The organism is Pseudomonas sp. GW821-FHT09C08 (assembly GCF_059418125.1).
On the sequence record NZ_JBWKPG010000003.1, the window covers coordinates 279,792 to 303,419 of the forward strand.

Consider the following 23,628-nt stretch of genomic DNA (forward strand, 5'->3'; position numbering starts at 1 on the left):
CGGTGGGCCGTGCTGGGCAAGTCAAACTTAAAAGAGAACACATCTATGCTTTTTTCCCGTAAGGCGGTTTCCAAGCGTCACTTGCTGCTGATCGCGGCCGGTTTCAGTACCGTGCTGACTGGCTGCGCCACGTCGCCGGCGTCCAAGGTCGCGTCGAGCACCAAGGTCGAGTACTACCCCAACTGCTACGAGCCGGTGCAGCACCTGCGCGCCACCGATTCGGACATGACCAAGTCGGTCGTCACCGGTGCCGCCCTCGGCGCGGCCGGCGGTGCACTGCTTGGCGCCTTGACCGGCGACTCCGACAAGCGCGGCCGCAACGCGGCGATCGGCGCAGCGGGCGGCGCCCTGGCCGGCGGCGCGGCGGGTTACTACACCGAGCGTCAGAAGCAGATCACCGATGACAACCAGCGCATCGCGTCGTACTCCACCGACTTCAACAAAAGCGCCTCCGACATCGACCGCAGCACCGCCTACGCCAAGGCGTCCCAGCAGTGCTACCAGAGCGCGTTCACCAAGCTGGTGGCCGACCGCAAGGCCAAGACCGTCAACGACACCGAAGGCCGCAAGCGCCTGGCAGAAATCGTCGCGGGCCTGAAGGAGTCCAATGACCTGATCGTCGCGGTCAACGGCAAAGCCAGCGAAGACCTGAACAACTACACCCAGGCCTACGAGCAAGACCTGCAGCAGGTAGGCGTGCAGCGCGCCGACGTGGTCACCGTGGCCACCGCCGACACCACGCCGCCCGTGGCCCCGGCCAAAGGCAAGAAAGCCGTGAAGCCAGCGAAGAAGCCTGCGCTGCCAGTGGTGCCTAAAGAAGCGGTAACCACCGAGAAGAGCATCCAGACCGTGCAGGCCAAGCAAGCTGAAAGCAAGCAGGTCGCCAGCGCCGGCAAGGCGCAGATCGAAGGCACCTGCCGCGATCCAAACCTGGCCGACTGGGCGCCGGTGCCTTGCCCTAACGTTTAAGCAACATGTTGCTATAAGCGTTAAACGCCAGCCGATCTCCGTCTAAAGCGCGAGATCGGTGGCGTTCCTCGATCAAATCGTTACACTGCTGCGGCCACTCAATAATTACACCGAGGCCGTGTGCATGAAATTTCGTCTTCTGCTGTGGGTGCTGGGCCTGCTGATGGGCAAAGCCAGCCGCACCAATCCTGCCTTCCAGCAACAGCTGGGTGACAAAGACCTGGCGTTCCAGTTGCAGACACTGGACGGCAAGGTTGCCCGTCACTTCATCGTCAAAGACCAGCGCATTACCAGCCACTCGGGTGTTCACCCGACGCCGGCGTTTGCCATCGCGTTCAAGGATGCCGCCTATGGCTTCGCCACGATGCAGGCGAAGAACAAGCAACTGGCGTTCATGACGGGGATTCAGGACAAGTCGATCCAGATCAAGGGCAACCCGGCGCTGGTGATCTGGTTTCAGGGGCTGACCAAGTATTTGAAGCCGAAGAAAAAGAAGAAAACCTGAAGCTACCTTTTTGGCAGGCGATCCTTTTTGTGGCGAGCGGGCTTGCCCCGCGTTGGGCTGCGCAGCAGCCCCCTGTTCAGGCCACCGCGTCATTTCATCAAGCGTGGGGTGTCAGGTTTTAGGCTCGCTTCGCGGCCCGACGCGGGACAAGCCCGCTCGCCACAATTGCGCTTGAGGGTTAGGCCTGGCTGAACTGCGAAGCCAGCTCACGCAACAGCACCTCGGCATCCAGTACCTTGCCTACAACTTCTTCAGCCTTGTCGCGCGTCAGTCCCAGGCGCTCAAGCAGCGCGTCCGGAATCGCCTCGTCCGGCCCGGAGCCGATCCCACGGCTACGCAGCAGGCGCACGGCCAGGCACACCAGGTTCGGGTACTCGGCGTATTGGCCGTCGTAGGTCGGGTCGTGCTGGAAGCGCAGGGCGGTGGACAGTTCGTCCGGCATGTCCCAGTAGCGCATCAACCAGGCGCCGATCTGCTCGCGGCTGATGCCCAGCAAGTGCTGTTCGACATAGCTGTGGCACAGGTGCGGGTTGACCTCCAGGTGCCGGCAGATCAGCGAGAAGTGCGGCGGGAACACGTGGGCCAGCAACAGGTAGCCGAAGTTGTGCAGCAAGCCGGCCAGGTAGGTCAGGCCCGCTTCCGGGCGCTGGGCGCGCGGCATGGCGCGGGTCAGGCCTTCGATCACGGCGGCGGTGTAGATCGACTGGTGCCAGTACGGCGTCGACTGGTGCGGATGGTCCTTGGGCAGGCTCAGGGTCTTGCCCAGGGCCAGGCCCAGCGCGAGGTTGATCACCAGGTCAAAGCCCAGCACGCGCACGATGGCGTCTTCCACCGAACGGATCTTGCCCGGCGACGCGTAGTACGGCGATGCGGCCCAGCTCACTACCTGCGCGGCCAAGGCCGGGTCGGTTTCCACCACACCGGTGATGTCGTCGATGGTGGCGTTGGGGTCGACCCGCAGCTTGATGATTTTCTGCGCGGTATCGGCCAGCGGTGGAATCTCGATGGTCGCTTCCAGGCGCTGCTGGATCCGGCGGGCAGTGAACGCCTGCATCGCCTGGGTGATTTCCTCGCGGTCATCATTGGGGCGATCGAGGTTGGGGCGAATATTACTCAGCGGCTCGCCGAAGTGGCCGGCGCTGGCCTTGGTGAGCATCGTCTTGAATGCGTCGCTGGTGATTTCCAGCAGCAGCCCGGCTTCGCCCGAATGCACCAGCAGGCTCGGCTCGTCGAGCAGGCTGCCTTCATACAGGCACGGCGAACTGGTGAGTGGCGGCAGGCCCGGCAGCAGGCTCAGGTCATGCTTGCCCAGCATGCGTTCAACGCGGTCCGGCGACACGGCGGTGAGGCGGCGCCCGGTGAGTTCGGCGAGGCGGTTGAGATCGAGCAACTGGTTCTGCGGGAACAGCACCATCAGTGCGCCCACCGCATCTTCCAGCAGCACGGCCTGGACCTTTCGCGCAGGATTCAGGCCCGGTTGGTCGGCAACTTCCGTGTAGCTGACGGCGAGCTTAGCGAGCAGAGCCCGAATGACCGGCGGGGCGGTCAGTGGGGCTGTGGCGAGGGCAACTTCTGACATGGCCTGATCCAATTTCCTACAGTCACCGAAGTATAACCAGCTTGATACATATGTTGGTCGACTAACTGCGGTTTGTGACGCGGTTAGCGAAGGGGCCGGGCGTTCTGGCGCTATCGCCGGCGGGGAGGGTCAGACCTGGCCGTATTGTTGGCCGTGGCGCAACCAGCGATCCAGCAGCGGGCTGACGTGGTCCGGCCAGCGCTCGAGCAGCGCCTGCGCGGCATCGCGTACGGCGGGCAGCAGATCGGCGTCGCGCATCAGGTCGGCGACCTTGAATTGCAGCAGGCCGGTCTGGCGCGTGCCGAGCATTTCGCCGGGGCCGCGCAGTTCGAGGTCTTTCTCGGCGATGACAAAACCGTCGTTGGTTTCACGCATGATGCCCAGGCGCTGACGGCCGATCTGCGACAGCGGTGGGTGGTAGAGCAGCACGCAGTGGCTGGCCGCGCTGCCCCGGCCGACGCGGCCGCGCAATTGGTGCAGCTGCGCCAGGCCCAGGCGTTCGGGGTTTTCGATGATCATCAGGCTGGCATTGGGCACGTCCACGCCGACTTCAATGACGGTCGTGGCGACCAACAGTTGCAGGTTGCCCGCCTTGAACTCGGCCATCACCGCGGCCTTTTCCACGGGTTTCATGCGGCCGTGGATCAGCCCGACCTTGAGTTCGCCCAAGGCGCTGGTGAGGTCTTCATAGGTGGTTTCGGCGGCCTGGCAGGTCAGCTCCTCGGACTCCTCGATCAGCGTGCACACCCAATAGGCCTGGCGGCCCTCGGCGCAGGCTCCACGCACGCGCTCGATGACTTCGACGCGGCGGGTGTCGGTGACCAGCACGGTGTTGACCGGGGTACGGCCGGGGGGCAGTTCGTCGAGGATCGACGTGTCGAGGTCGGCGTAAGCGCTCATGGCCAGGGTGCGCGGGATCGGGGTGGCGGTCATGATCAACTGGTGCGGGCTCATGCGTCCGCCCACGCCTTTCTGGCGCAGCGCCAGGCGTTGTTGCACGCCGAAGCGGTGCTGTTCGTCGATGATCACCAAGGCCAGGTTCTTGAATCGCACTTCGTCCTGGAACAGCGCGTGCGTGCCCACCACCATGGGCGCGCCGCCGGCGATTTGCTCCAGCGCTGCTGCGCGGTTCTTGCCCTTGAGCTTGCCAGCCAGCCAGGCCACTTCCAGGCCCAGGGGTTCGAGCCAGCGCTTGAACGTGATGAAGTGCTGTTCGGCGAGAATCTCGGTGGGCGCCATCAGCGCCACTTGGTAGCCGGCCTCCAGGGCTTGCAGGGCCGCGAGGGCCGCGACCACGGTCTTGCCTGCGCCCACGTCGCCCTGGATCAGGCGCAGCATGGGTTCTTTCTGGCTCAGGTCGTAGGCGATTTCATTGCCCACGCGCTGCTGGGCACCGGTCGGCGCAAAGCCGAGGTTGGCCAGGTATTGCGCAGGCAGGCGCGTGGCCTTGGGCATGGCTGGCGCGCGCAACGAACGCATGCTTTCGCGCAGGCGCTGCTGGGACAGTTGGTGGGTCAGCAATTCTTCGAAGGCCAGGCGGTGCTGGGCCCAATGATGACCGAGGGCCAACTCGTCGACGTCGGCGTCGGCCGGCGGGTGATGCAGGTAGCGAATCGCATCGTCCAGCGGCGCCAGTTGGTAGTCGCGGGCCAGCTCCAGAGGCAGCCAGTCGGGCAGGCTCTTGGGGCCGAGCAGGGTCAGGGTTTGCATGCACAGCTGGCGCAGACGCTGTTGGGTCAGACCTTCGGTCAGCGGGTAGATCGGGGTGAGCGTGGTGTCCACCGGCGGCGGCTCGTCGCCGGTGATGGCACGGTATTCCGGGTGGTAGATCTCCAGGCCGGACGCGCCGGGACGAGCTTCACCGTAGCAGCGCACGCGGGTGCCGCGCTTGAGGCCTTCTTTCTGGGCGTTGCTGAAATGGTAGAAGCGCAGGCTCAAGCCGCCGGTGCCGTCCTGCAGGCGCACGACCAGACTGCGGCGCTTGCCCATCACCACGTCGGCGCCGCTGACGGTGCCCTCGACTACCGCGTCCTGCCCAGGGCGCAAATGGCCAATCGGCACCACGCGGGTACGATCCTGGTAACGCAGGGGCAGGTGGAACAGCACGTCCTGGAGGTTTTCCAGGCCGACCTTGGCCAGCTTTTCAGCCATGGCCTCACCGACACCCTTGAGTGCCGTCACCGACACCTGCGACAGCTCAGTCATACCGTTAATCAGCTCGCAGCAGGCGGCTTGGCCACCGAGCACAGGCGGATCGAGTCCGCGAGGATCTCAATGGCCTTGGGCCGCGGGAAGCTCGCGCGCCAGGCGATCGCCACGGTACGAAACGGCACCGGTGGCGTCAGTGGGCGTACTTCGATCACGCCGGGGGCGTAGTGATGGCTGTCCACCGCCGACAGCGGCAGGATCGAAATGCCCAGGCCGGAGGCGACCATGTGGCGGATGGTTTCCAGGGAGCTGGATTCCACAGTGGTGTGCTTGGCGCCGTCGTTGCCTTTGGTCAGGGTCGGGCAGGCTTCCAGGACCTGGTCGCGGAAGCAGTGGCCTTCGCCGAGCAGCAGCAGGCTCTTGTCGTTGAGCAGGCCGGCGTCGATGGTGTCTTTTTTCGTCCACGGGTGGGAGGCCGGCATCAGCACGTAGAACGGCTCGTCGTAGAGCGGCAGGGTCAACACATCCGCTTCATTGAACGGCAGGGCGATGATGATCGCGTCCAGTTCACCGTTGCGCAGCTTGTCGCGCAGGATGTGGGTGAAGTTTTCTTCGATATACAGCGGCATCTGCGGCGCGACGCGATGCAGTTGCGGGATCAGGTGCGGGAACAGGTACGGGCCGACCGTGTAGATGGCGCCGACTTTCAGCGGTGCGGTCAGCTGGTTCTTGCCGGCCTGGGCCAGTTCGCGAATGCTTTGCGCTTGCTCCAGCACCTTCTGGGCCTGGGCCACGATGCCTTCGCCCACCGGGGTGAGGCGCACGGCGCTCTTGCTGCGCTCGAAAATCAGCACACCGAGTTCGTCTTCAAGCTTTTTCACGCCCACCGACAGCGTCGGCTGGCTGACGTGGCAACGCTCGGCCGCATGGCCGAAGTGCTGCTCTTGGGCGAGGGTAACGATGTAGCGTAATTCTGTAAGAGTCATAGCGGGCGTCCATGAGGTTGCGAGCCAAGCATACCGGCTGCAATCGATAGACGCACGTTATCAGAACTTTGGTGGGGATTGAGCGGGGAGTGTGGCGGATTTTGCTGAAGTGACAAAAACAATCTGGGCTTGCCTGCGATGCACACCCCTCGGTCTATCCGTTGCACCGAGGTGATGCTATCGCAGGCAAGCCAGCGCCCACACAAGTTGACTCCCGCAATCCTTAGCGGCGGCGTTTCTCGATGTTGTACACGAACGGTGCAACGATCTCGATGCTGCCGCCCTTGAGCATATCGGCCGGAGGCTTGGGCAGCGGCTGGGCACGACGGATCATGTCCAGGGTGGCGCGGTCCAGGTCGGCGTTGCCGGAGCGGCCCACCAACTCGTAGGACAGCACATTGCCGTCGGCGTCGACCACAAAGCGCAAGCGGTTCAGGCCTTCCTTGCCACGCGCCTGGGCACCTGGCGGGTACTTCTTGTACTTCTGCAAGTGAGCCAGCAAGGTGCCTTCCCAGGACGCCTTGGCCGCGACTTGCTGCGGCGACGGGCCTGGAACCGGCTGGGCCGATTTCTCAGCTGGCGCGTTAGTCGGCGGAGCGTCGCTCGGCGGCTCTTCGGAAGGTTTCTCCTTAGGCGGCTCGGGCTTTTTCTCCACCGGCTTGGGCGGTTGTGGCTTGGGCTTGGGCTTGACCGGCTTGGGGACCTGGATCGTCGGCTTGGGTGCCTCGGCCAGTTTCGGCAGCGGCAGCTCTTCCACCGGCGCCGGTGGTTGCGGCGGCGTTACGACTTTGGGCGGAGCCGGCGGCGGCGGTGCAGGCATCGGTGCCAGGTCGATGACCATGGCGGCCGGTGGCAGCTGCACCGTATGCGGCGCCGACCAGTGGAGCGCGATGGCAATCGCGACGGCATGCACGCCCAGCACGACGGCGAGGCTGGTGCCATAACGCGTCAGTTTGTGGCGCGTCGTGATCATTTTTTGGCTGCCGTCTCGAGTCCGACCAGGCCCACCTTGAGGTAGCCGGCTGCCCGCAGGGCATCCATCACGCTCATCAGGTCGCCGTAGTCCACGCCCTTGTCAGCCTGGAAGAAGATCGTCGTGTCTTTCTTTCCTTGGGTCTTGGCGTCGAGCACCGGCCCCAGAGTTTCAGCCTTGACTTCTTCTTCGCCCAGGAACAGGCGTTGGTCCGCCTTGACGCTGAGGAAGATCGGTTTCTCTGGCCGCGGCGCCGGCTTGGCGCTGGAGGCGGGCAGGTCAACCTTGATGTCCACGGTCGCCAGCGGTGCCGCCACCATGAAGATGATCAGCAGCACCAGCATCACGTCGATAAATGGCGTGACGTTGATTTCGTGGTTCTCGACGAGTTCGTCGTCGCCTTGATTCAAATGCAGGCCCATGGCCGATTACCCCACTTTCACCATGTGCGGTTGCGAGCTGCGCTCGGTAGGCAGGTGATCGAGGTCGCGGCTGACCAGCAGCAGGACTTCTGCCGACGCGTCCGACACCTGGGCCTTGTAGCCGGCGATCGAACGGGCGAAGACGTTGTAGATCACCACCGCAGGAATTGCCGCAACCAGGCCCAGGGCGGTTGCCAGCAGGGCTTCGGCGATGCCCGGGGCAACGACGGCGAGGTTGGTGGTCTGGGTTTTGGCGATGCCGATGAAGCTGTTCATGATGCCCCATACGGTACCGAACAGGCCGACGAAAGGCGCGGTGGAACCGATGGTCGCCAGCACGCCGGTGCCGCTGCTCATGTTACGACCGCAGGCGGCTACCAGGCGCTCCAGGCGGAAGGCCACGCGTTCCTTGATACCTTCTTTTTCGCGGGTGTTGGCCGACAGGCGCATTTCTTCCAGCGCGTCGTGCACCAGGGTGTTGGCCAGGGTGCCCTTCTTGGTTGCCGTCTCGCTGGCTTCCTTGAGGGTGGTGGCTTTTTTCAGGTGGACGATCTCGGTGCGCAGGCGACGCTTGGCGCCCAGCAGCTCGAAGCCCTTGGCGATCCAGATGGTCCAGGTGATGATCGAGGCGATGGCCAGGCCGATCATCACGGCTTTCACCACCACGTCAGCGTTCTGGTACATGCCCCACGGCGACAGGTCGTGGGCCATGCCCAGGGTGTTGTCTTCTTCCAGGACCACACCGGTATCGTCAGCGGGAGCGGCTGGGTCTGCAGCCTGGGCCGGGTCGGTGGCGGCTGGCGCAGCGGCTGGAGCAGCCGTGCTGTGCTCGGCTGCCGGGGTCGTGGCGGGTGCGGTGGCGTCAGCGAATGCGGCGGTCGGTGCCAGCAGTACGCTGAACAGCAGCGCAGCAATCGCGCGCCAGGCGCGGGATGGGCTGTGAAGCTTGGTTGGCGAAGCGGGGTTTGTATTACGTGTCATGCTGGCCGGACCTGAGTAAAGAAAATGAGTTGAGCGTCCTTCCAGGCCTGGGGGCCGAGGACAAATGGGCGGTTATTATTGCAAGTAATTCTTGTTAACAGAAGTAATACAGTTACTTTATTTGTCCTTTTTGTGGCCGCCTGTCATGTGTGAAGGCTAACCTAGACCTTTCTGTACGGAGTTTTCTGATGTCTGCGCCTTCTGTTGTGATTGCCGGTTGTGGCGATGTGGGTAGTCGGCTGGCTAGCCAATTGCTTGCCTCGGAATGGGAGGTTTATGGCCTGCGGCGTGATATTTCACGCCTGCCCGACGGGGTGATCGGCATCGCCGGCGACCTGTTCAAAAAGGATTGCCCTGACACCTGGCCGATCGGCGGGGTCGATTACCTGGTGTATTGCGCCGCCGCAACGGATCACGATGAGGCCGGCTATCGCGCAGCCTACGTACAAGGTTTGCAGCACGTGCTGGAGTGGCTGGGCGACTACGGCCAGGTGCCGAAACACCTGCTGTTTGTGTCCAGCAGCAGCGTCTACGGGCAGCAGAACGGCGAGTGGGTCGACGAAACATCCGAGACCCAGGCGAAGGGCTATTCCGGCCAGGTAATGCTGGAGGCCGAGCAAGTCGCGCTCAACAGCGGTATCCCCGCCAGCATCGTGCGCCTGACCGGCATTTACGGCCCGGGCCGTGAGTGGCTGTTGAGCCAGGTCCGGCAGGGTTACCGCGTGGCGATCGACCCACCTTTATATGGCAACCGGATTCACGCGGACGATGCCGCGGGCCTGTTGGCTTTTTTGCTGCGGCACGTGGAGCAGGGCGGTTCGCTGGACAAGGTCTACATCGGCGTCGACGACGCGCCTGCGCCATTGGCGGAAGTGGTGGGCTGGTTGCGTGAATACCTGGGCGTGACCGAGTGGGCCGCCGACGCCAGTGTGCGTCGTGCCGGCAGCAAGCAGTGCAGCAATGCCCGCGCCAAGGCGCTGGGCTGGAAGCCGACGTACCCAACCTATCGAGAAGGCTACGCGTCGATTCTCAAAGGCTGAAACACGGCCAGAGAATCTGGGAGCTGGCTTGCCTGCGATGACGGTGGCACATCCAGCAAATAGGGTGACTGGTAAACCGCTATCGCAGGCAAGCCAGCTCCCACATTGAGGTCGCAGCGCCCGAGCCAATGCGCTGATCTGGAAGCCGACTTATCCAACTTACCGAGAAGGCTACGCGTCGATTCTCAAAGGCTGAGCACGGCCAGAGAATGTGGGGCTTGCTTGCGATGACGGTGGCACATCCAGCAAATAGGGTGACTGGTAAACCGCTATCGCAGGCAAGCCAGCTCCCACATTGAGGTCGCAGCGCTCCAGCCAATGCGCTGGGCTGGAATCCAATTTACCCGACTTACCGAGAAGGCCGCGCGGCGCTCCTCGAGGATTGAAACGCGGTGAAAATGTGGGAGCGGGCTTGCTCGCGAATGCGCAGTGTCAGTCACTGAATATGTTTCTGATGCACCGCTTTCGCGAGCAAGCCCCGCTCCTAGATTCAGTTCAGCGCTCGGCCGCTTATTGCTTTTCCAGCAACCACTGGCGAGGGCCAGGGGTGAACGAGGGCACTTCGTCTGTCTGGGCGGTGTTGATAGCCTGGAAGATTTCCAGCTGCTTGCCCTTGCGCACGAAGATCCACGGGTTGCCCTGGCCGTTGAGCTGCAGCCAGATACTGTCGTAGCCGCCGCTCATGGAGGCGCAATCGCCCGCCAGGCACAGTGAGTACTGATCCACATTGGGCAGGCCCGCGACCTTGCCGTTGGCCTGGAACTGCACGATGGCGCCGTTGCCGAAGCCGTCCGTGATCTTCCAGTCGCCGCCCATGTAGGCCGCGTACAGTGCCCGCTCGAAGTTGGCGCCCAGGGGCGCCCCCTCCGGGGCCGGGTCTTTGGCGCGGGCGAACAGTTGCTCGGGCTCGTTATCGTTGGCCACCTGCAGCAATTGCTTGCCTTTGCGCTTGAGTTCGGTCGCGGAGCTGCCGTAGAAGTCCACGCTCCAGGCACCGGATTTTTCGCCGAGCAACTTGCCTTCGGCGACTTCGAAACCGTTGTAGTAGCGCGCCTGCGAAGCCTTGGTGTTGATTTCCCACTCAAGGTTCGGGCCGTAGCTTTGCAGCGCTTCACGCAAAGGGCCGCCCTTGGACGCCGCGTCGATGGCGGCCTGGTTGATCCAGGTACCGCTCACATCCACATCGGCAGGGTTGCTGGCGCAGCCGCCGAGCAACAGGGCCAGCGTTGATAGGGCTACAAGCGCTTTGCGCATCATGAAATCCTTCTGAAACGAAGTCGGCGCAGCTGGGGAAGCTGCGCCGGGTGTTTTACTCGATGACCAGGATCGCGTCCATCTCAACCTGCGCACCCTTTGGCAGGGCGGCAACGCCAATGGCGGCGCGGGCTGGGTATGGCTGTTCGAAGTACTTGCCCATGATCTCGTTGACCTTGGCGAAGTGGCTCAGGTCGGTGAGGAAGATGTTCAGCTTGACGATGTCCTTGAACGAACCGCCAGCCGCCTCGGCCACCGACTTGAGGTTTTCGAAGACCTGTACAGTCTGTGCTTCGAAGCCTTCAACCAGTTCCATGGTCTTTGGGTCCAGCGGGATCTGGCCGGACATGTAGACGGTGTTGCCCGCCTTGATGGCCTGGGAGTAGGTGCCGATGGCGGCCGGGGCCTTGTCGCTGGTGATAACGGTCTTGGTCATGAGTGACTCCTTGTAAGAGGTGGGTTATGCACGCATACGGGTGATGCGGATCACACCGGTCAAGGCGCGCAGTTTCTTGATCACGCGGGCCAGGTGCACGCGGTCGTGCACGCTGACCACCAGTTGGACCACGCTGATGCGACCATCACGCTCGTCCATGCTGATTTTCTCGATATTGCCGTCGGCCGCGTTGACGCTGCTGGCCAGCAGGGCGATCAGGCCACGCTGGTGCTCCAGCTCTACCCGCAGCTCGACATTGAATTCGCCGGTGACATCCTTGGCCCAAGAGAGCTGGATGCATTTTTCCGGGTTGTGGCGGATTTCGCTGATATTGCGGCAGTTGTCCAGGTGCACCACCATGCCTTTGCCCGCCGACAGGTGGCCGACAATCGGGTCGCCCGGGATCGGCGTACAGCACTTGGCGTAGCTGAGCACCAGGCCCTCGGTACCACGAATCGCCAGTGGGCCTTCCGGGCTTGGCAGCTGTTCGCCTTCGCCGAGCAGGCGGCGGGCGACCACGTAGGCCATGCGGTTACCCAGGCCGATATCTTCCAGCAGGTCTTCGATGGTTTCCTGGCGATACTCATGCAGCATCGCTTGCACGCGCTCTGCAGGAATCTTGTCCAGGGCGCTGTCGAAACCGTTGAGCACTTTGTTCAGCAGGCGTTCGCCGAGGCTGATGGATTCGGAACGGCGTTGCAGTTTCAGGGCGTGGCGAATATGCGTACGCGCCTTGCCGGTGACCACGAAGTTGAGCCAGGCCGGGTTTGGGCGAGCGCCTGGAGCGCTGACGATCTCGACCGTGGAGCCGCTTTGCAGCGGTTCGGACAGCGGCGCGAGACGACGATTGATCCGACAGGCAATGCAGCTGTTGCCCACGTCGGTATGCACCGCGTAGGCAAAGTCGACAGCCGTGGAGCCTTTGGGCAGCTCCATGATCCGGCCTTTTGGCGTGAACACGTAGACCTCGTCCGGGAACAGGTCGATCTTCACGCTTTCGATGAATTCCAGGGAGTTGCCAGCACGTTGCTGCATCTCCAGCACACCCTTGACCCACTGGCGGGCGCGGGCATGCGTGCCTTTTGGCTGCTCGTCGCCGGTGGACTTGTACAGCCAATGGGCGGCAATACCGTTGTTGGCCATCTCTTCCATTTCGCGGGTGCGGATCTGGATCTCGATCGGCACCCCGTGCATACCGAACAGCGTGGTATGCAGCGACTGGTAGCCGTTGGCCTTGGGAATCGCGATGTAGTCCTTGAAGCGTCCCGGCAGGGGTTTGTACAAATTATGTACAGCGCCGAGCACGCGGTAGCAGGTGTCGACCTTGTCGACGATGATCCGGAACGCGTACACATCCATGATCTCGTTGAAGGCCCGGCGCTTGCCACGCATCTTCTTGTAGATGCCATAGATGTGTTTCTGCCGGCCGCTGACTTCGCCCTCGATCTCGTCGATCGCCAGGCAATGGCTCAGCGACTCTTCGATCTTGTTGACGATTTCCTTGCGGTTGCCCCGGGCGCGCTTGACCGCCTGGTAGATGCGCGCTGAGCGCATCGGGTGCATGGCCTTGAAGCCGAGGTCTTCGAACTCGATACGAATGGCGTGCATGCCCAGCCGGTTGGCGATGGGCGCGTAGATTTCCAGGGTTTCCTTGGCGATGCGCCGGCGTTTTTCGCCGGACAGCACTTCCAGCGTGCGCATGTTGTGCAGCCGGTCGGCCAGCTTGACCAGGATCACCCGGATGTCCCGGGCCATGGCCATGGCCATCTTCTGGAAGTTTTCCGCCTGGGCTTCGGCCTTGGTCTCGAAGTTCATCTGGGTCAGTTTGCTGACCCCGTCGACCAGTTCGGCCACGGTTTCGCCAAATTGCGCGCTGAGCGCTTCCTTGGCAATGCCGGTGTCTTCGATCACGTCATGCAGCATCGCGGCCATCAGGCTCTGATGGTCCATGTGCATGTCGGCAAGAATATTTGCCACCGCAAGGGGATGGGTGACATACGCCTCGCCGCTGCGGCGGCGTTGGCCGTCGTGGGCTTGTTCGGCGTAGAAATACGCTCGGCGGACCAGGTTGACCTGGTCTGGGCCGAGGTAGGTCGATAAGCGATCGGCGAGGGCGTCTATGCTCGGCATAGGAATGACTCCTGCCGTTGGCTGTGACCCTGCGCCGTGCTACGTCGACCAGGCATAGGCTTAGACGGCCTCGTTGGACTCGTCCTCGAACGCTGCAAACAGCGGTTCGTCTTCAACGATTTCGGCGTTGGCGATGAACTCGTAGCTCATCAGGCCTTCAGCGATTTCACGCAGCGCTACAACGGTAGGCTTGTCGTTTTCCCACTGGACCAGGGGCTCTTTGCCGCCAGTGGCCAGTTGACGGGCACGCTTGGTAGAGAGCATGACCAGCTCAAAGCGGTTATCCACGTGTTCTAGGCAGTCTTCAACGGTTACGCGGGCCATGGTATTCCTCGGAGCGAATGCAAGATGCGCGCTGCCCGGTTGGGCGAGCGGACTAAACAGTTTAAAAAATCACCAGCGTTTAGGGAAGCGCTGATTTTTCCCGCGTCCTCGCAAAACCGCTACAAGTGCCAATGTAAAGCCCTTGCAGCGGTTTTGGGAAGAGCCAATCAGCCGAGCAGTTCAGCGAGTAATTTGCCGAAACGTTGCTGTTGACGCTTTTGCTGGAGCTGATTGGTGCGGAAAATCGCCTTCAAATCATCCAGCGCGTGGGCAAAATCGTCGTTGATGATCAGATAGTCGTAGTCGACGTAGTGGCTCATTTCGCTGACGGCTTCACGCATGCGGCCTTCGATGATCTCGTCGCTGTCCTGGCCACGGTTGGTCAGGCGCTGGTGCAAGGCCTCAAGCGACGGCGGCAGGATGAAGATCGAGCGCGCCTTGGGCATCAGTTGGCGCACTTGCTCGGCGCCCTGCCAGTCGATTTCCAGGATCAGGTCGTGGCCTTCATCCAGGGTCTGCTGCAGGTGGCTTTGCGAGGTGCCATAGAGGTTGCCGAACACTTCGGCGCGCTCGAGGAAGTCGCCGTGCTCGATCATCTTGACGAACTCGGTGCGCTCGACGAAGTGATAGTGCACGCCGTTCACCTCGCCCGGGCGCATGGCGCGGGTGGTGTGGGAGACCGAAATGCGGATCTGCTCGTCGGCGTCGGTCAGGGCCTTGACCAGGCTGCTTTTGCCCGCGCCCGAGGGGGCGGAAATAATGTAGAGGGTGCCGGTGCTGTGGGTCATGGAGGTTGCCTTACTCAATATTCTGTACTTGTTCGCGCATCTGCTCGATCAACACCTTGAGGTTGACCGCTGCCTGTGTGCTGCGCGGATCGAATGCCTTGGAGCCCAGTGTATTGGCTTCGCGGTTGAGTTCCTGCATCAGGAAGTCCAGGCGCCGACCGGCGGCACCGCCGGACTTGAGGACGCGGCGCACTTCGAGGATGTGGGTGCTCAGGCGGTCCAGTTCTTCGGCGACGTCGCTTTTTTGTGCGAGCAGCACCATTTCCTGTTCCAGGCGAACCGGGTCCAGGTCTGCCTTCATGTCGGTGAAGCGGTCGAGGACCTTCTGGCGCTGGGTGGCGAGCATCTGTGGCACCAGTTCGCGCAGGGTCACCACGTCTGCTTCGATCGAGGTCAGGCGCTCGTTGATCAGGCGGGCCAGTTCGGCGCCTTCGCGTTCGCGGCCAGCCTTGAGCTCCTTCAGGCCCTGGTTGAACAGGGCAAGGGCTTCGGCATTGAGGGCTTGCGGATCGGTGGCGTCGGCCACCAGCACGCCGGGCCACGCCAGCACTTCCAGGGGGTTGAGCGCGGCCGGCTGCTTGATCAGGCTGGCGATGGTTTCGGCGGCGGCAACCAGTTGCGCGGCGCGCTCGCGGTCGACCTGCAGCGGCTTGCCGGTGGTTTCCTCGGTGAAGCGCAGTGTGCATTCCAGCTTGCCGCGGGAGATGCCCTGGCGCAGTGCTTCACGCACGGCCCCTTCGAGGTCGCGGAATGATTCGGGCAGGCGCAGGTGCGGTTCCAGGTAGCGGCTGTTGACCGAGCGCAGTTCCCAGCTCAGGGTGCCTTGTACGCCGGCTTTTTCGACGCGGGCGAAGGCGGTCATGCTGTGCACCATGGAGGTACCTCGCGATGCAGTCCCGCATAACGGGCTGGTGGATGGGTTGCAGCCGACCGGCTGCGAAGGCGCAGGAGTGTAGCGCAACGGCGTGGGAGGCCCCAAACGCTGGCGTTAACAAAGCATGACAAATCGCCCATTCGTAACCGAATTTTAAGAAGTGCCCCGAATCGGCTCGCGGCTCTATAATGCTCGGCAGTTTTTCGTCCTCAGTACAGGTATCCCCTATGAAACGTCCAAGTGGTCGCGCTGCCGATCAGCTCCGCTCGATCCGCATCACCCGCAACTACACCAAACACGCCGAGGGATCCGTACTGGTCGAGTTTGGCGATACCAAGGTGATCTGCACCGTCAGCGTCGAAAATGGCGTACCACGTTTCCTCAAGGGCCAGGGCCAGGGCTGGTTGACTGCCGAATACGGCATGCTGCCGCGCGCCACCGGCGAGCGTAACCAGCGTGAAGCCAGCCGTGGCAAGCAAGGCGGGCGTACCCTGGAAATCCAGCGCCTGATCGGTCGTTCGCTGCGCGCCGCCCTGGACATGTCCAAGCTGGGCGACGTGACCCTGTACGTCGATTGCGACGTGATCCAGGCCGACGGCGGTACCCGTACCGCGTCCATCACCGGTGCCATGGTGGCCCTGGTCGATGCGCTGAAAGTGATCAAGAAGCGTGGCGGCCTGAAAGCCGGCGACCCGCTCAAGCAGATGATTGCCGCTGTCTCGGTGGGCATGTACCAGGGCGAGCCAGTGCTGGACCTGGACTACCTGGAAGACTCGGCCGCCGAGACCGACCTGAACGTGGTCATGACCAGCACCGGTGGTTTCATCGAAGTGCAGGGCACCGCCGAAGGTGCGCCATTCCAGCCGGCCGACCTGAACGCCATGCTCGCCCTGGCCCAGAAAGGCATGACCGAGATCTTCGAACTGCAGAACGCCGCCTTGGCTGACTGAACCCGCCTCAAGGAGAAGCGCCATGAATGACAACCAGATGCTGGTGCCCACGCCTTCCTACGAAGTGCGCCAGGCGGCAATGCTGTGCCATCTCGCGGCGTTTCTCGGGTTTGTGTTCCCCTTCGGCAGCGTCGTCGGGCCGCTGATCCTGTGGCAGATGAAGAAGGAAGTGGACCCGTTCATTGATGACCAGGGCAAGGAAGCCTTGAACTTCCAGATCACCGTGGCCATCGCCTGGATAGCCTGCATTGTGCTGGCCTTCGCGGTGGTCGGGTTTTTCCTGATGTTTGCCCTGGCGATCGCCACCGTGGTGCTGACCATCATTGGCAGTATCAAGGCCAACAAGGGGATCGTCTATCGCTACCCCTTGACCTGGCGTGTGATCAAATAATGAGCGCCCACAAAAAAACCGACAGTGATGTCGGTTTTTTTGTGCCTGGGAAAAGACCTCAGATGGTCAGTGTCCAGTCGTAGTCCACGATCAGTGGCGCGTGCTGCGAGAAGCGCGGCTGGCGCGGCAAGCGTGCACTGCGCACGAACCGACGCAGGCCCGGGGTCAGCAACTGGTAGTCGAAACGCCAACCCAGGTTGAGCATCTCCGCCTGTTCGTTGTCCGGCCACCAGCTGTACTGGTCGCCTTCGCGACTGACTTCGCGCAGGGCATCCACATAGCCCATGTTGCCGACAATCTCGTCCATCCAGGCCCGTTCCGGCGCCAGGAAGCCCGGGGATTGCTGGCTGTCGCGCCAGTTCTTGATATCCAGCTTCTGTTGCGCCACGTACAGCGAGCCACAATAAATGTACTCGCGACGTTTGCGTCGCTGTTTATCCAGGTAACGGGCGAAATCGTCCATTAGCTTGAACTTCTGGTTCAAGTCTTCATCGCCGTTCTGCCCCGAAGGAAGCAGCAAGGTCGCGATGCTGACCTTGTCGAAATCGGCTTGCAGGTAGCGCCCGTAGCGGTCGGCTGTCTCGAAGCCGAGGCCGCTGATGACCGCCTTGGGTTGCAACCGCGAATACAAAGCCACGCCACCTTGGGTGGGCACTTCGGCATCGCAGGCATAAAGGAAGTAGCCATCCAGTTGGAAGGCTGGGTCGTCCAGTTCAAAGGCGGAGGCGCGGGTATCCTGCAGGCAGATGACGTCGGCATTCTGGGCTTGCAGCCAACTGAGCAAACCACGCTCGACTGCAGCCTGAATACCATTAACGTTCACACTGATGATCCGCATAAATGGCCCCAAAAATCGCGTGCGTGTATGATACACGCCGTCTACCTAATTAGCTAAATCCGTGGTATCTGAGGCTTTTTTCATGCAGGCGTATCAACGCGATTTCATTCGTTTTGCCATCGATCGCGGGGTTTTGCGCTTCGGTGAGTTCACCCTGAAGTCCGGGCGCACCAGCCCATACTTCTTCAATGCGGGCTTGTTCAACTCGGGTTCGGCCCTGGCTCAGCTGGGTCGTTTCTACGCGGCAGCGATCGTTGACAGCGGCATTTCCTTCGACGTGCTGTTTGGCCCGGCCTATAAGGGCATTCCCCTGGCGGCCGCGACCGCCGTGGCGTTGGCTGAACATCACGAGCTGGATCTGCCGTGGTGCTTCAATCGCAAAGAAGCCAAGGCTCATGGCGAAGGCGGTAGCCTGGTCGGGGCTGCGCTCAAAGGCGACGTGTTGATTATCGACGACGTGATCACCGCTGGTACCGCGATCCGTGAAGTGATGCAGATCATTGCTTCCCAGGACGGCGCCAAGGCCGCGGGTGTGCTGATCGCGCTGAACCGCCAGGAACGCGGCAACGGTGAGTTGTCGGCAATCCAGGAAGTGGAACGTGACTTCGGCATTCCCGTGGTCAGCATCGTGTCGCTGAACCAGGTGCTGCAGTTCCTGGAAGATGATCCACAGCTCAAGCAACACCTGCCGGCTGTACGTGCGTACCGCGAGCAATACGGCGTCTGATACCGGACCTGTAGGAACCGGCTTGTGTGGGAGCGGACTTGCTCGCGAAAGCGTCGGGTCAGTTAGCGCATGTGTCACTGACAGACCGCTTTCGCGAGCAAGCCCGCTCCCACAGGGGGATGCATTTAGCAGTTGGATCGCGATCGCACGCATAAAAAAGCCCCGCTCAATTCGATTGAGCGGGGCTTTTTTGGTTTTTGCTGCTTAAGGACGCTTGCGGTTACTGATCAGCGTGCCCATGCCGGTATCGGTGAAGATTTCCAGCAATACCGCGTTCGGAACCCGGCCATCGATGATCAACGAGCTGCCCACGCCGCCTTGCACCGCTTCCAGTGCGCAGCGGATCTTCGGCAGCATGCCGCCGTAGATGGTGCCGTCAGCGATCAGGTCGTCGACCTGTTGGGTGGTCAGGCCGGTCAATACCTTGCCTTCCTTATCCAGCAGGCCGGCGATGTTGGTCAGCAGCATCAGCTTTTCAGCCTTGAGTGCCTCTGCCACTTTACCGGCCACCAGGTCGGCGTTGATGTTGTAGGACTCGCCATTGGCGCCCACACCGATCGGTGCGATCACCGGAATGAAGTCGCCCTTGACCAGCAGGTTCAGCAGGTCGGTGTTGATGCCGATCACTTCGCCCACTTGGCCGATGTCGATGATTTCCGGCTGGGTCATTTCCGGCGTCTGGCGGGTCACCGTCAGTTTTTTCGCGCGGATCAGCTCCGCGTCCTTGCCGGTCAGGCCGATGGCGCTGCCGCCGTGGCGGTTGATCAGGTTGACGATGTCCTTGTTGACCTGGCCACCGAGGACCATCTCCACCACGTCCATGGTCTGCGCGTCAGTGACACGCATGCCATCGATGAAGTGACTCTCGATCGACAAGCGCTTGAGCAGGTCGCCGATTTGCGGGCCGCCGCCGTGGACCACTACCGGGTTGATCCCCACGGCTTTCATCAACACGATGTCGCGGGCAAAGCCGGTTTTCAGCTCGTCGCTTTCCATGGCATTGCCGCCGTACTTGATCACCAGCGTCTTGCCGACATAGCGTCGGATGTAAGGCAACGCTTCGGACAGGACCTTGGCAGTATTGGCAGCGGCTTCGCGTTCGAGGGTCATTCAGGGCTCCGGTAAAAAATCAGAACGGTAATTGGAGATCAGGGGCAACACGTTTCAACTGGGCGTGGAACACGTCCTTGATGCGCTGCAACTCAGCCTCGGTATCCGCCTCGAAGCGCAACACCAGCACCGGTGTGGTGTTGGATGCGCGCACCAGGCCCCAGCCTTTGGCGTAATCGACTCGCACACCATCAATGGTGGTCAGGTTGGCGCCTTCACCCCATTGCGCATCGTGCAGTGCGTCAATGATGCTGAATTTGCTCTCCTCGGTCACATGGATATTGATCTCTGGCGTAGAAATATCGTTCGGGAAGGTCTCAAACAGCCCTTGCGCGGTGGATTTTTCCTTGCTGAGGATCTCCAGCAGGCGCGCAGCACTGTAAATGCCGTCGTCAAAGCCGAACCAGCGTTCCTTGAAGAATACGTGACCGCTCATTTCGCCGGCCAACAGGGCGCCGGTTTCCTTCATTTTCTTTTTGATCAACGAATGACCGGTCTTCCACATTAGCGGGCGGCCGCCATATTCCTTGATCAGCGGGGTGAGACGGCGGGTGCACTTGACGTCGAAAATGATCTCGGCGTTGGGATTGCGCGCCACCACGTCACGGGCGAAGAGCATCAGCAGGCGGTCCGGGAACACGATCTCGCCGGTTTCGGTCACCACGCCCACGCGGTCGCCGTCGCCGTCGAAGGCCAGGCCGACGTCGGCGCCGGTTTCCTTGACCTTGGCGATCAGGTCGACCAGGTTCTCAGGCTTGCCAGGATCCGGATGGTGGTTGGGGAAGTGGCCGTCGACATCGCAGAACAGCGGGATCACTTCGCAGTTCAGGGCTTCGAGCAGTTGCGGGGCGATCACGCCGGCTGCGCCGTTGCCGCAGTCCACCACGACTTTCAGGCGGCGTGCGAGTTTGACGTCACGGGTGATTTCATCGGAGTAGCGCTGGAGGATGTCGACCCGGGTGATGCTGCCTTTGCCGCTGGTCAGGTCGTTGGTCTTCAGGCGCTGATGCAGGGCCTGGATCTGTTCGTTGGCGAGAGTGTCGCCCGCGATGACGATTTTGAAACCGTTGTAGTCAGACGGGTTATGGCTGCCGGTCAGCATCACGCCGGACTTGCCGGCCAGCACGTTGGCGGCGTAGTACAGCGCAGGCGTGGGCACCAGGCCGACGTCGCTGACATGGCAGCCGCTGTCGGCCAGGCCCTGGATCAGTTGCTCCACCAGCTCCGGGCCGGACAGGCGACCGTCACGGCCGACCGAAACATTGGGCTCACCCTGGGCCAGGCTCTGGGAGCCGATGGCGCGGCCGATCCAGTAGGCGGTTTCGGCGGTCAGGGTCTTGGGCACTACGCCACGGATGTCATAGGCGCGAAAGATGCTGTCGGGGAATGTCGGGGCTACTCGGGCTGCGGTACTCATCGCGGGGGGAAACTCCATCTGAAGGGGGCAAGGCTGGCCTTAAAGTGGCGGACCGGCAGGCTCAAACTGAAGGGTATGACGGTGTTTTCGGCAGAGAGTTCGTGGTGCAAAAATGCCATCGGCGCTTGCGATCCGACTGTTCTATGCCGTAATGCATTGATTTAAAAGGGGAAATCTTGATGATTAAGTCCGCGCATTCTTCGTCCTGAAAAGCCTTGCGGTGGGCGTCGAGCCGGGCAGTGACGCCCGGCCAGAATCAGCTTAGTCAGTGACTGCCGGAATGCCCAAACCCCCCTGCGCCACGTTGTGTTTCATCGAATTGCTCAACCAGTTCGAAATGCGCCTGCACCACGGGCACCAGCACCAGTTGGGCAATGCGCTCGCCGACCGCGATGTTGAACGCAGTCTGGCCACGGTTCCAGCACGACACCATCAGCTCGCCCTGGTAGTCGGAGTCGATCAGGCCGACCAGGTTACCCAGCACGATCCCGTGTTTGTGGCCCAGGCCGGAACGCGGCAGGATCAGCGCCGCCAGGCCTGGGTCGCCGACATAGATCGACAGGCCGGTGGGAATCAGGATGGTCTGGCCCGGCTCGAGGACGGTGTCTTCCTTGAGCATGGCGCGCAGGTCCAGGCCGGCGGAGCCCGGGGTGGCGTAGGCCGGCAGTGGGAAGTCGGTGCCGATGCGTGGGTCGAGGATCTTGGCTTGCAAAGCGTGCATGGAAATTAAACCTGGTTCAGCCGTTGGGCGATAAAAGAGATCAGTTGGCGGGCAATCTTGCCCTTGCTGGTCTGGGCGAAAACGGTGGCGTGCAACTCGCGGTCGATCACGCTGATGGCATTTTCCTCGCTGTTGAAGCCGATGCTCGGGTTGGCGACATCATTGGCAACGATCAGGTCGAGGTTTTTGTCTTTCAGTTTGCGTGCGGCGTAGTCCAGCAGGTGCTCGGTCTCGGCGGCAAAGCCGACGCTGAACGGACGGTCCGCACGCGTGGCGATGGTGGCCAGGATGTCCGGGTTACGCACCATTTGCAGGAGCAGGCCGTCGCCGCTCGTAGGGTCTTTCTTGAGCTTTTGCGGGGCGACGACTTCCGGGCGGTAGTCTGCAACCGCAGCGGACGCGATAAACAAATCACAGGGAATAGCCGCCTCGCAGGCCGCCAGCATGTCCCGCGCGCTGACTACGTCGATTCGCGTGACGCGATCGGGGGTCGGCAAATGCACCGGACCGGTGATCAGGGTGACGCGTGCGCCTGCCTCGACCGCGGCTTCGGCCAGTGCGAAGCCCATTTTTCCTGAGCTATGGTTGGTGATGTAGCGCACCGGGTCGATGTTTTCCTGGGTCGGGCCGGCGGTGATCAGCACGTGCTTGCCGGTCAGGGCCAGGTGCTGGAAGCACTCGGCGGCGCACAGCGCCAGGTCAGTGGCTTCGAGCATGCGGCCCATGCCGACGTCGCCGCAGGCCTGGCTGCCGGAGGCCGGGCCGAACACCTTGAGGCCACGGCTTTGCAGGAGTTGAGTATTGGCTTGGGTGGCCGGGTCGCGCCACATGGCCTGGTTCATGGCCGGAGCGATGGCGACGGTGGCGTCGGTGGCCAGTACCAGGGTGGTCAGCAGGTCATCGGCGATGCCCTGGGCCAGGCGGGCGATCAGGTCGGCAGTGGCCGGGGCGATCAATACCAGGTCGGCCCATTTGGCCAGCTCGATATGGCCCATGGCAGCTTCGGCCGCCGGGTCCAGCAGGTCCAGGTGAACCGGGTGCCCGGACAAGGCCTGCATGGTCAGCGGGGTGATGAACTCACTGCCGCCGCGGGTCATGACCACGCGCACTTCGGCGCCCTGGTCCAGGAGCCGGCGGACCAGCTCTGCGCTCTTGTAGGCGGCAATGCCGCCGCCGACGCCGAGAACGATGCGTTTCCGATACAGACGCTGCATTGGTTTGCCTTTCCAGTTCAGTGATGCCAGTTCAGTGACGCGTGCGATGCCCCCTCCCCAGGTGAAATCGCATGCAAAAAAGAGGGCCTACGATAACACAGCGCCTGCCGTGCAACAGCGGCGTACATGTGGCGCATAGGGAGAGGGAGGTGAGATGAGTATTCGCGATTGGCCATTGGCAGAACGGCCGCGGGAGAAACTTCTGGAGTGGGGGGCGGCGAGTCTGTCCGACGCCGAGTTGCTGGCAATCTTCCTGCGGACCGGGGTTTCTGGCAGGAGTGCAGTGGACCTGGCGCGCCATCTGTTGGCGCAATTTGGCGGCCTGCGCCCGCTGCTGGAAGCCAGCCAGACGCTGTTCAGCCAGCATCTGGGCCTCGGCCCGGCGAAGTTTGCGCAATTGCAGGCCGTGCTGGAAATGTCCCGACGGCATCTGGCCGAGCGGCTGCGCAGCGACTCGGTGCTGGAAAATCCGGTGGCGGTGCGCGATTACCTCAAGGCCCTGTTGCGTCATGAACCCCACGAGATCTTCGGCTGCCTGTTCCTGGATTCAAAGCACCGGGTGCTGGGTTTCGAGGCGCTGTCCCAGGGCACTATCGACGCCGCGACCGTTTATCCCCGGCAGGTGGTGAAGCGCGCCCTGGCGTACAACGCTGCGGCCTTGATCTTGTGCCACAACCATCCATCGGGGAGCGTGGAGCCCAGCGCGGCTGATCGAAAATTGACCAAGCTGCTGCAAAAAGCCCTGGAGGTGGTGGATGTGCGGGTGCTGGATCACATCATCGTGGGCGATGGTGACCCACTGTCGATGGCCGAATATGGATGGATGTAAGTGCTTTCAGCAGGAGCCGGCG

The 23,628-nt window shown here is 62.2% G+C and carries 23 protein-coding genes and 1 pseudogene; 7 read left to right on the forward strand and 17 right to left on the reverse strand.

Annotated elements, in window-relative coordinates; translation table 11 throughout:
- Positions 1-45: 45 nt before the first annotated feature.
- Both tagQ and AC07OJ_RS12275 read left to right on the forward strand, forming a co-directional pair.
- Positions 46-969: a type VI secretion system-associated lipoprotein TagQ gene (gene tagQ, locus AC07OJ_RS12270; RefSeq protein ID WP_065902504.1), complete on the forward strand. Its 924-nt coding sequence runs from the start codon at positions 46-48 to the stop codon at positions 967-969.
- A gap of 124 nt (positions 970-1,093) precedes the next feature.
- Positions 1,094-1,474: a helicase gene (locus AC07OJ_RS12275; RefSeq protein WP_065902893.1), complete on the forward strand. Its 381-nt coding sequence runs from the start codon at positions 1,094-1,096 to the stop codon at positions 1,472-1,474.
- A 178-nt stretch (positions 1,475-1,652) separates the two neighbouring features.
- Here AC07OJ_RS12275 and AC07OJ_RS12280 read toward each other — a convergent pair whose 3' ends face one another.
- The 6 genes from AC07OJ_RS12280 to exbB form a co-directional block, all read right to left on the reverse strand.
- Positions 1,653-3,053 carry an aminoacyl-tRNA deacylase and HDOD domain-containing protein gene (locus AC07OJ_RS12280; protein ID WP_065902502.1) on the reverse strand — a complete coding sequence of 467 codons (1,401 nt, stop codon included), beginning with the start codon at positions 3,051-3,053 and terminating at the stop codon, positions 1,653-1,655.
- Positions 3,054-3,182: 129 nt separating this feature from the next.
- Positions 3,183-5,258 carry an ATP-dependent DNA helicase RecG gene (gene recG, locus AC07OJ_RS12285; protein WP_262133612.1) on the reverse strand — a complete coding sequence of 692 codons (2,076 nt, stop codon included), beginning with the start codon at positions 5,256-5,258 and terminating at the stop codon, positions 3,183-3,185.
- Between the two features lie 8 nt (positions 5,259-5,266).
- Positions 5,267-6,187, reverse strand: a complete 921-nt coding sequence (locus AC07OJ_RS12290; RefSeq protein ID WP_065902501.1) for a hydrogen peroxide-inducible genes activator — start codon at positions 6,185-6,187, stop codon at positions 5,267-5,269.
- 223 nt (positions 6,188-6,410) lie between these two features.
- Positions 6,411-7,160 carry a TonB family protein gene (locus AC07OJ_RS12295; protein WP_065902499.1) on the reverse strand — a complete coding sequence of 250 codons (750 nt, stop codon included), beginning with the start codon at positions 7,158-7,160 and terminating at the stop codon, positions 6,411-6,413.
- Positions 7,157-7,582: a TonB system transport protein ExbD gene (gene exbD, locus AC07OJ_RS12300; protein WP_003195519.1), complete on the reverse strand. Its 426-nt coding sequence runs from the start codon at positions 7,580-7,582 to the stop codon at positions 7,157-7,159. Before exbD ends, AC07OJ_RS12295 begins: the two co-directional genes overlap by 4 nt.
- A 6-nt stretch (positions 7,583-7,588) precedes the next feature.
- Positions 7,589-8,563 carry a tonB-system energizer ExbB gene (gene exbB, locus AC07OJ_RS12305; protein ID WP_106802287.1) on the reverse strand — a complete coding sequence of 325 codons (975 nt, stop codon included), beginning with the start codon at positions 8,561-8,563 and terminating at the stop codon, positions 7,589-7,591.
- Positions 8,564-8,751: 188 nt separating this feature from the next.
- Here exbB and AC07OJ_RS12310 point away from each other — a divergent pair, with 188 nt between their 5' ends.
- The gene (locus AC07OJ_RS12310; protein ID WP_120450510.1) at positions 8,752-9,603 is read left to right on the forward strand and encodes an SDR family oxidoreductase; all 852 of its coding nucleotides are present in this window, start codon (positions 8,752-8,754) and stop codon (positions 9,601-9,603) included.
- A gap of 510 nt (positions 9,604-10,113) precedes the next feature.
- Here the strand turns inward: AC07OJ_RS12310 and AC07OJ_RS12315 are convergent.
- The 6 genes from AC07OJ_RS12315 to AC07OJ_RS12340 form a co-directional block, all read right to left on the reverse strand.
- Positions 10,114-10,857, reverse strand: coding sequence for a hypothetical protein (locus AC07OJ_RS12315; protein ID WP_065902495.1), 744 nt, complete (start codon positions 10,855-10,857; stop codon positions 10,114-10,116).
- 55 nt (positions 10,858-10,912) lie between these two features.
- Positions 10,913-11,293, reverse strand: coding sequence for a RidA family protein (locus AC07OJ_RS12320; protein ID WP_003176922.1), 381 nt, complete (start codon positions 11,291-11,293; stop codon positions 10,913-10,915).
- Positions 11,294-11,317: 24 nt separating this feature from the next.
- Positions 11,318-13,423, reverse strand: coding sequence for a bifunctional GTP diphosphokinase/guanosine-3',5'-bis pyrophosphate 3'-pyrophosphohydrolase (spoT, locus tag AC07OJ_RS12325; RefSeq protein ID WP_065902493.1), 2,106 nt, complete (start codon positions 13,421-13,423; stop codon positions 11,318-11,320).
- A 60-nt stretch (positions 13,424-13,483) separates the two neighbouring features.
- Complete coding sequence (gene rpoZ / locus AC07OJ_RS12330) at positions 13,484-13,747, reverse strand: DNA-directed RNA polymerase subunit omega (protein ID WP_003176920.1); 264 nt, start codon at positions 13,745-13,747, stop codon at positions 13,484-13,486.
- Between the two features lie 167 nt (positions 13,748-13,914).
- The gene (gmk, locus tag AC07OJ_RS12335; RefSeq protein WP_010168203.1) at positions 13,915-14,535 is read right to left on the reverse strand and encodes a guanylate kinase; all 621 of its coding nucleotides are present in this window, start codon (positions 14,533-14,535) and stop codon (positions 13,915-13,917) included.
- 10 nt (positions 14,536-14,545) lie between these two features.
- Positions 14,546-15,409, reverse strand: a complete 864-nt coding sequence (locus AC07OJ_RS12340; RefSeq protein ID WP_262133620.1) for a YicC/YloC family endoribonuclease — start codon at positions 15,407-15,409, stop codon at positions 14,546-14,548.
- Between the two features lie 227 nt (positions 15,410-15,636).
- Between AC07OJ_RS12340 and rph the strand changes: the two genes are divergently transcribed.
- Both rph and AC07OJ_RS12350 read left to right on the forward strand, forming a co-directional pair.
- On the forward strand, positions 15,637-16,359 hold the full coding sequence (rph, locus tag AC07OJ_RS12345) for a ribonuclease PH (RefSeq protein ID WP_010207511.1): 723 nt from the start codon (positions 15,637-15,639) through the stop codon (positions 16,357-16,359).
- Positions 16,360-16,381: 22 nt separating this feature from the next.
- The gene (locus tag AC07OJ_RS12350; protein WP_106802289.1) at positions 16,382-16,750 is read left to right on the forward strand and encodes a DUF4870 domain-containing protein; all 369 of its coding nucleotides are present in this window, start codon (positions 16,382-16,384) and stop codon (positions 16,748-16,750) included.
- Positions 16,751-16,808: 58 nt separating this feature from the next.
- Here AC07OJ_RS12350 and crc read toward each other — a convergent pair whose 3' ends face one another.
- Positions 16,809-17,588: a catabolite repression control protein Crc gene (gene crc, locus AC07OJ_RS12355; protein ID WP_003195493.1), complete on the reverse strand. Its 780-nt coding sequence runs from the start codon at positions 17,586-17,588 to the stop codon at positions 16,809-16,811.
- An 82-nt stretch (positions 17,589-17,670) separates the two neighbouring features.
- On the opposite strand from crc, the gene pyrE reads away from it, so the two are divergent.
- Positions 17,671-18,315, forward strand: coding sequence for an orotate phosphoribosyltransferase (gene pyrE, locus AC07OJ_RS12360; protein WP_106802290.1), 645 nt, complete (start codon positions 17,671-17,673; stop codon positions 18,313-18,315).
- A gap of 204 nt (positions 18,316-18,519) precedes the next feature.
- On the opposite strand, the gene argB is transcribed toward pyrE, so the two are convergent.
- The 4 genes and pseudogenes from argB to coaBC all read right to left on the reverse strand — a co-directional run bounded on the left by argB (position 18,520) and on the right by coaBC (position 22,777).
- Positions 18,520-19,425: an acetylglutamate kinase gene (gene argB, locus AC07OJ_RS12365; RefSeq protein WP_065902486.1), complete on the reverse strand. Its 906-nt coding sequence runs from the start codon at positions 19,423-19,425 to the stop codon at positions 18,520-18,522.
- A gap of 19 nt (positions 19,426-19,444) precedes the next feature.
- A pseudogene (locus AC07OJ_RS12370) lies at positions 19,445-20,866 on the reverse strand (phosphomannomutase/phosphoglucomutase); the annotation flags it as partial.
- 241 nt (positions 20,867-21,107) lie between these two features.
- Positions 21,108-21,563, reverse strand: coding sequence for a dUTP diphosphatase (gene dut, locus AC07OJ_RS12375; protein WP_065902484.1), 456 nt, complete (start codon positions 21,561-21,563; stop codon positions 21,108-21,110).
- A 5-nt stretch (positions 21,564-21,568) separates the two neighbouring features.
- Entirely contained in the window at positions 21,569-22,777 is a 1,209-nt protein-coding gene (gene coaBC, locus AC07OJ_RS12380; protein ID WP_010207499.1) for a bifunctional phosphopantothenoylcysteine decarboxylase/phosphopantothenate--cysteine ligase CoaBC, read from the reverse strand.
- 154 nt (positions 22,778-22,931) lie between these two features.
- Between coaBC and radC the strand changes: the two genes are divergently transcribed.
- A complete protein-coding gene (gene radC / locus AC07OJ_RS12385; RefSeq protein ID WP_065902483.1) occupies positions 22,932-23,606 on the forward strand; it encodes a RadC family protein in 675 nt (224 codons plus the stop codon).
- Positions 23,607-23,628: the final 22 nt, after the last annotated feature.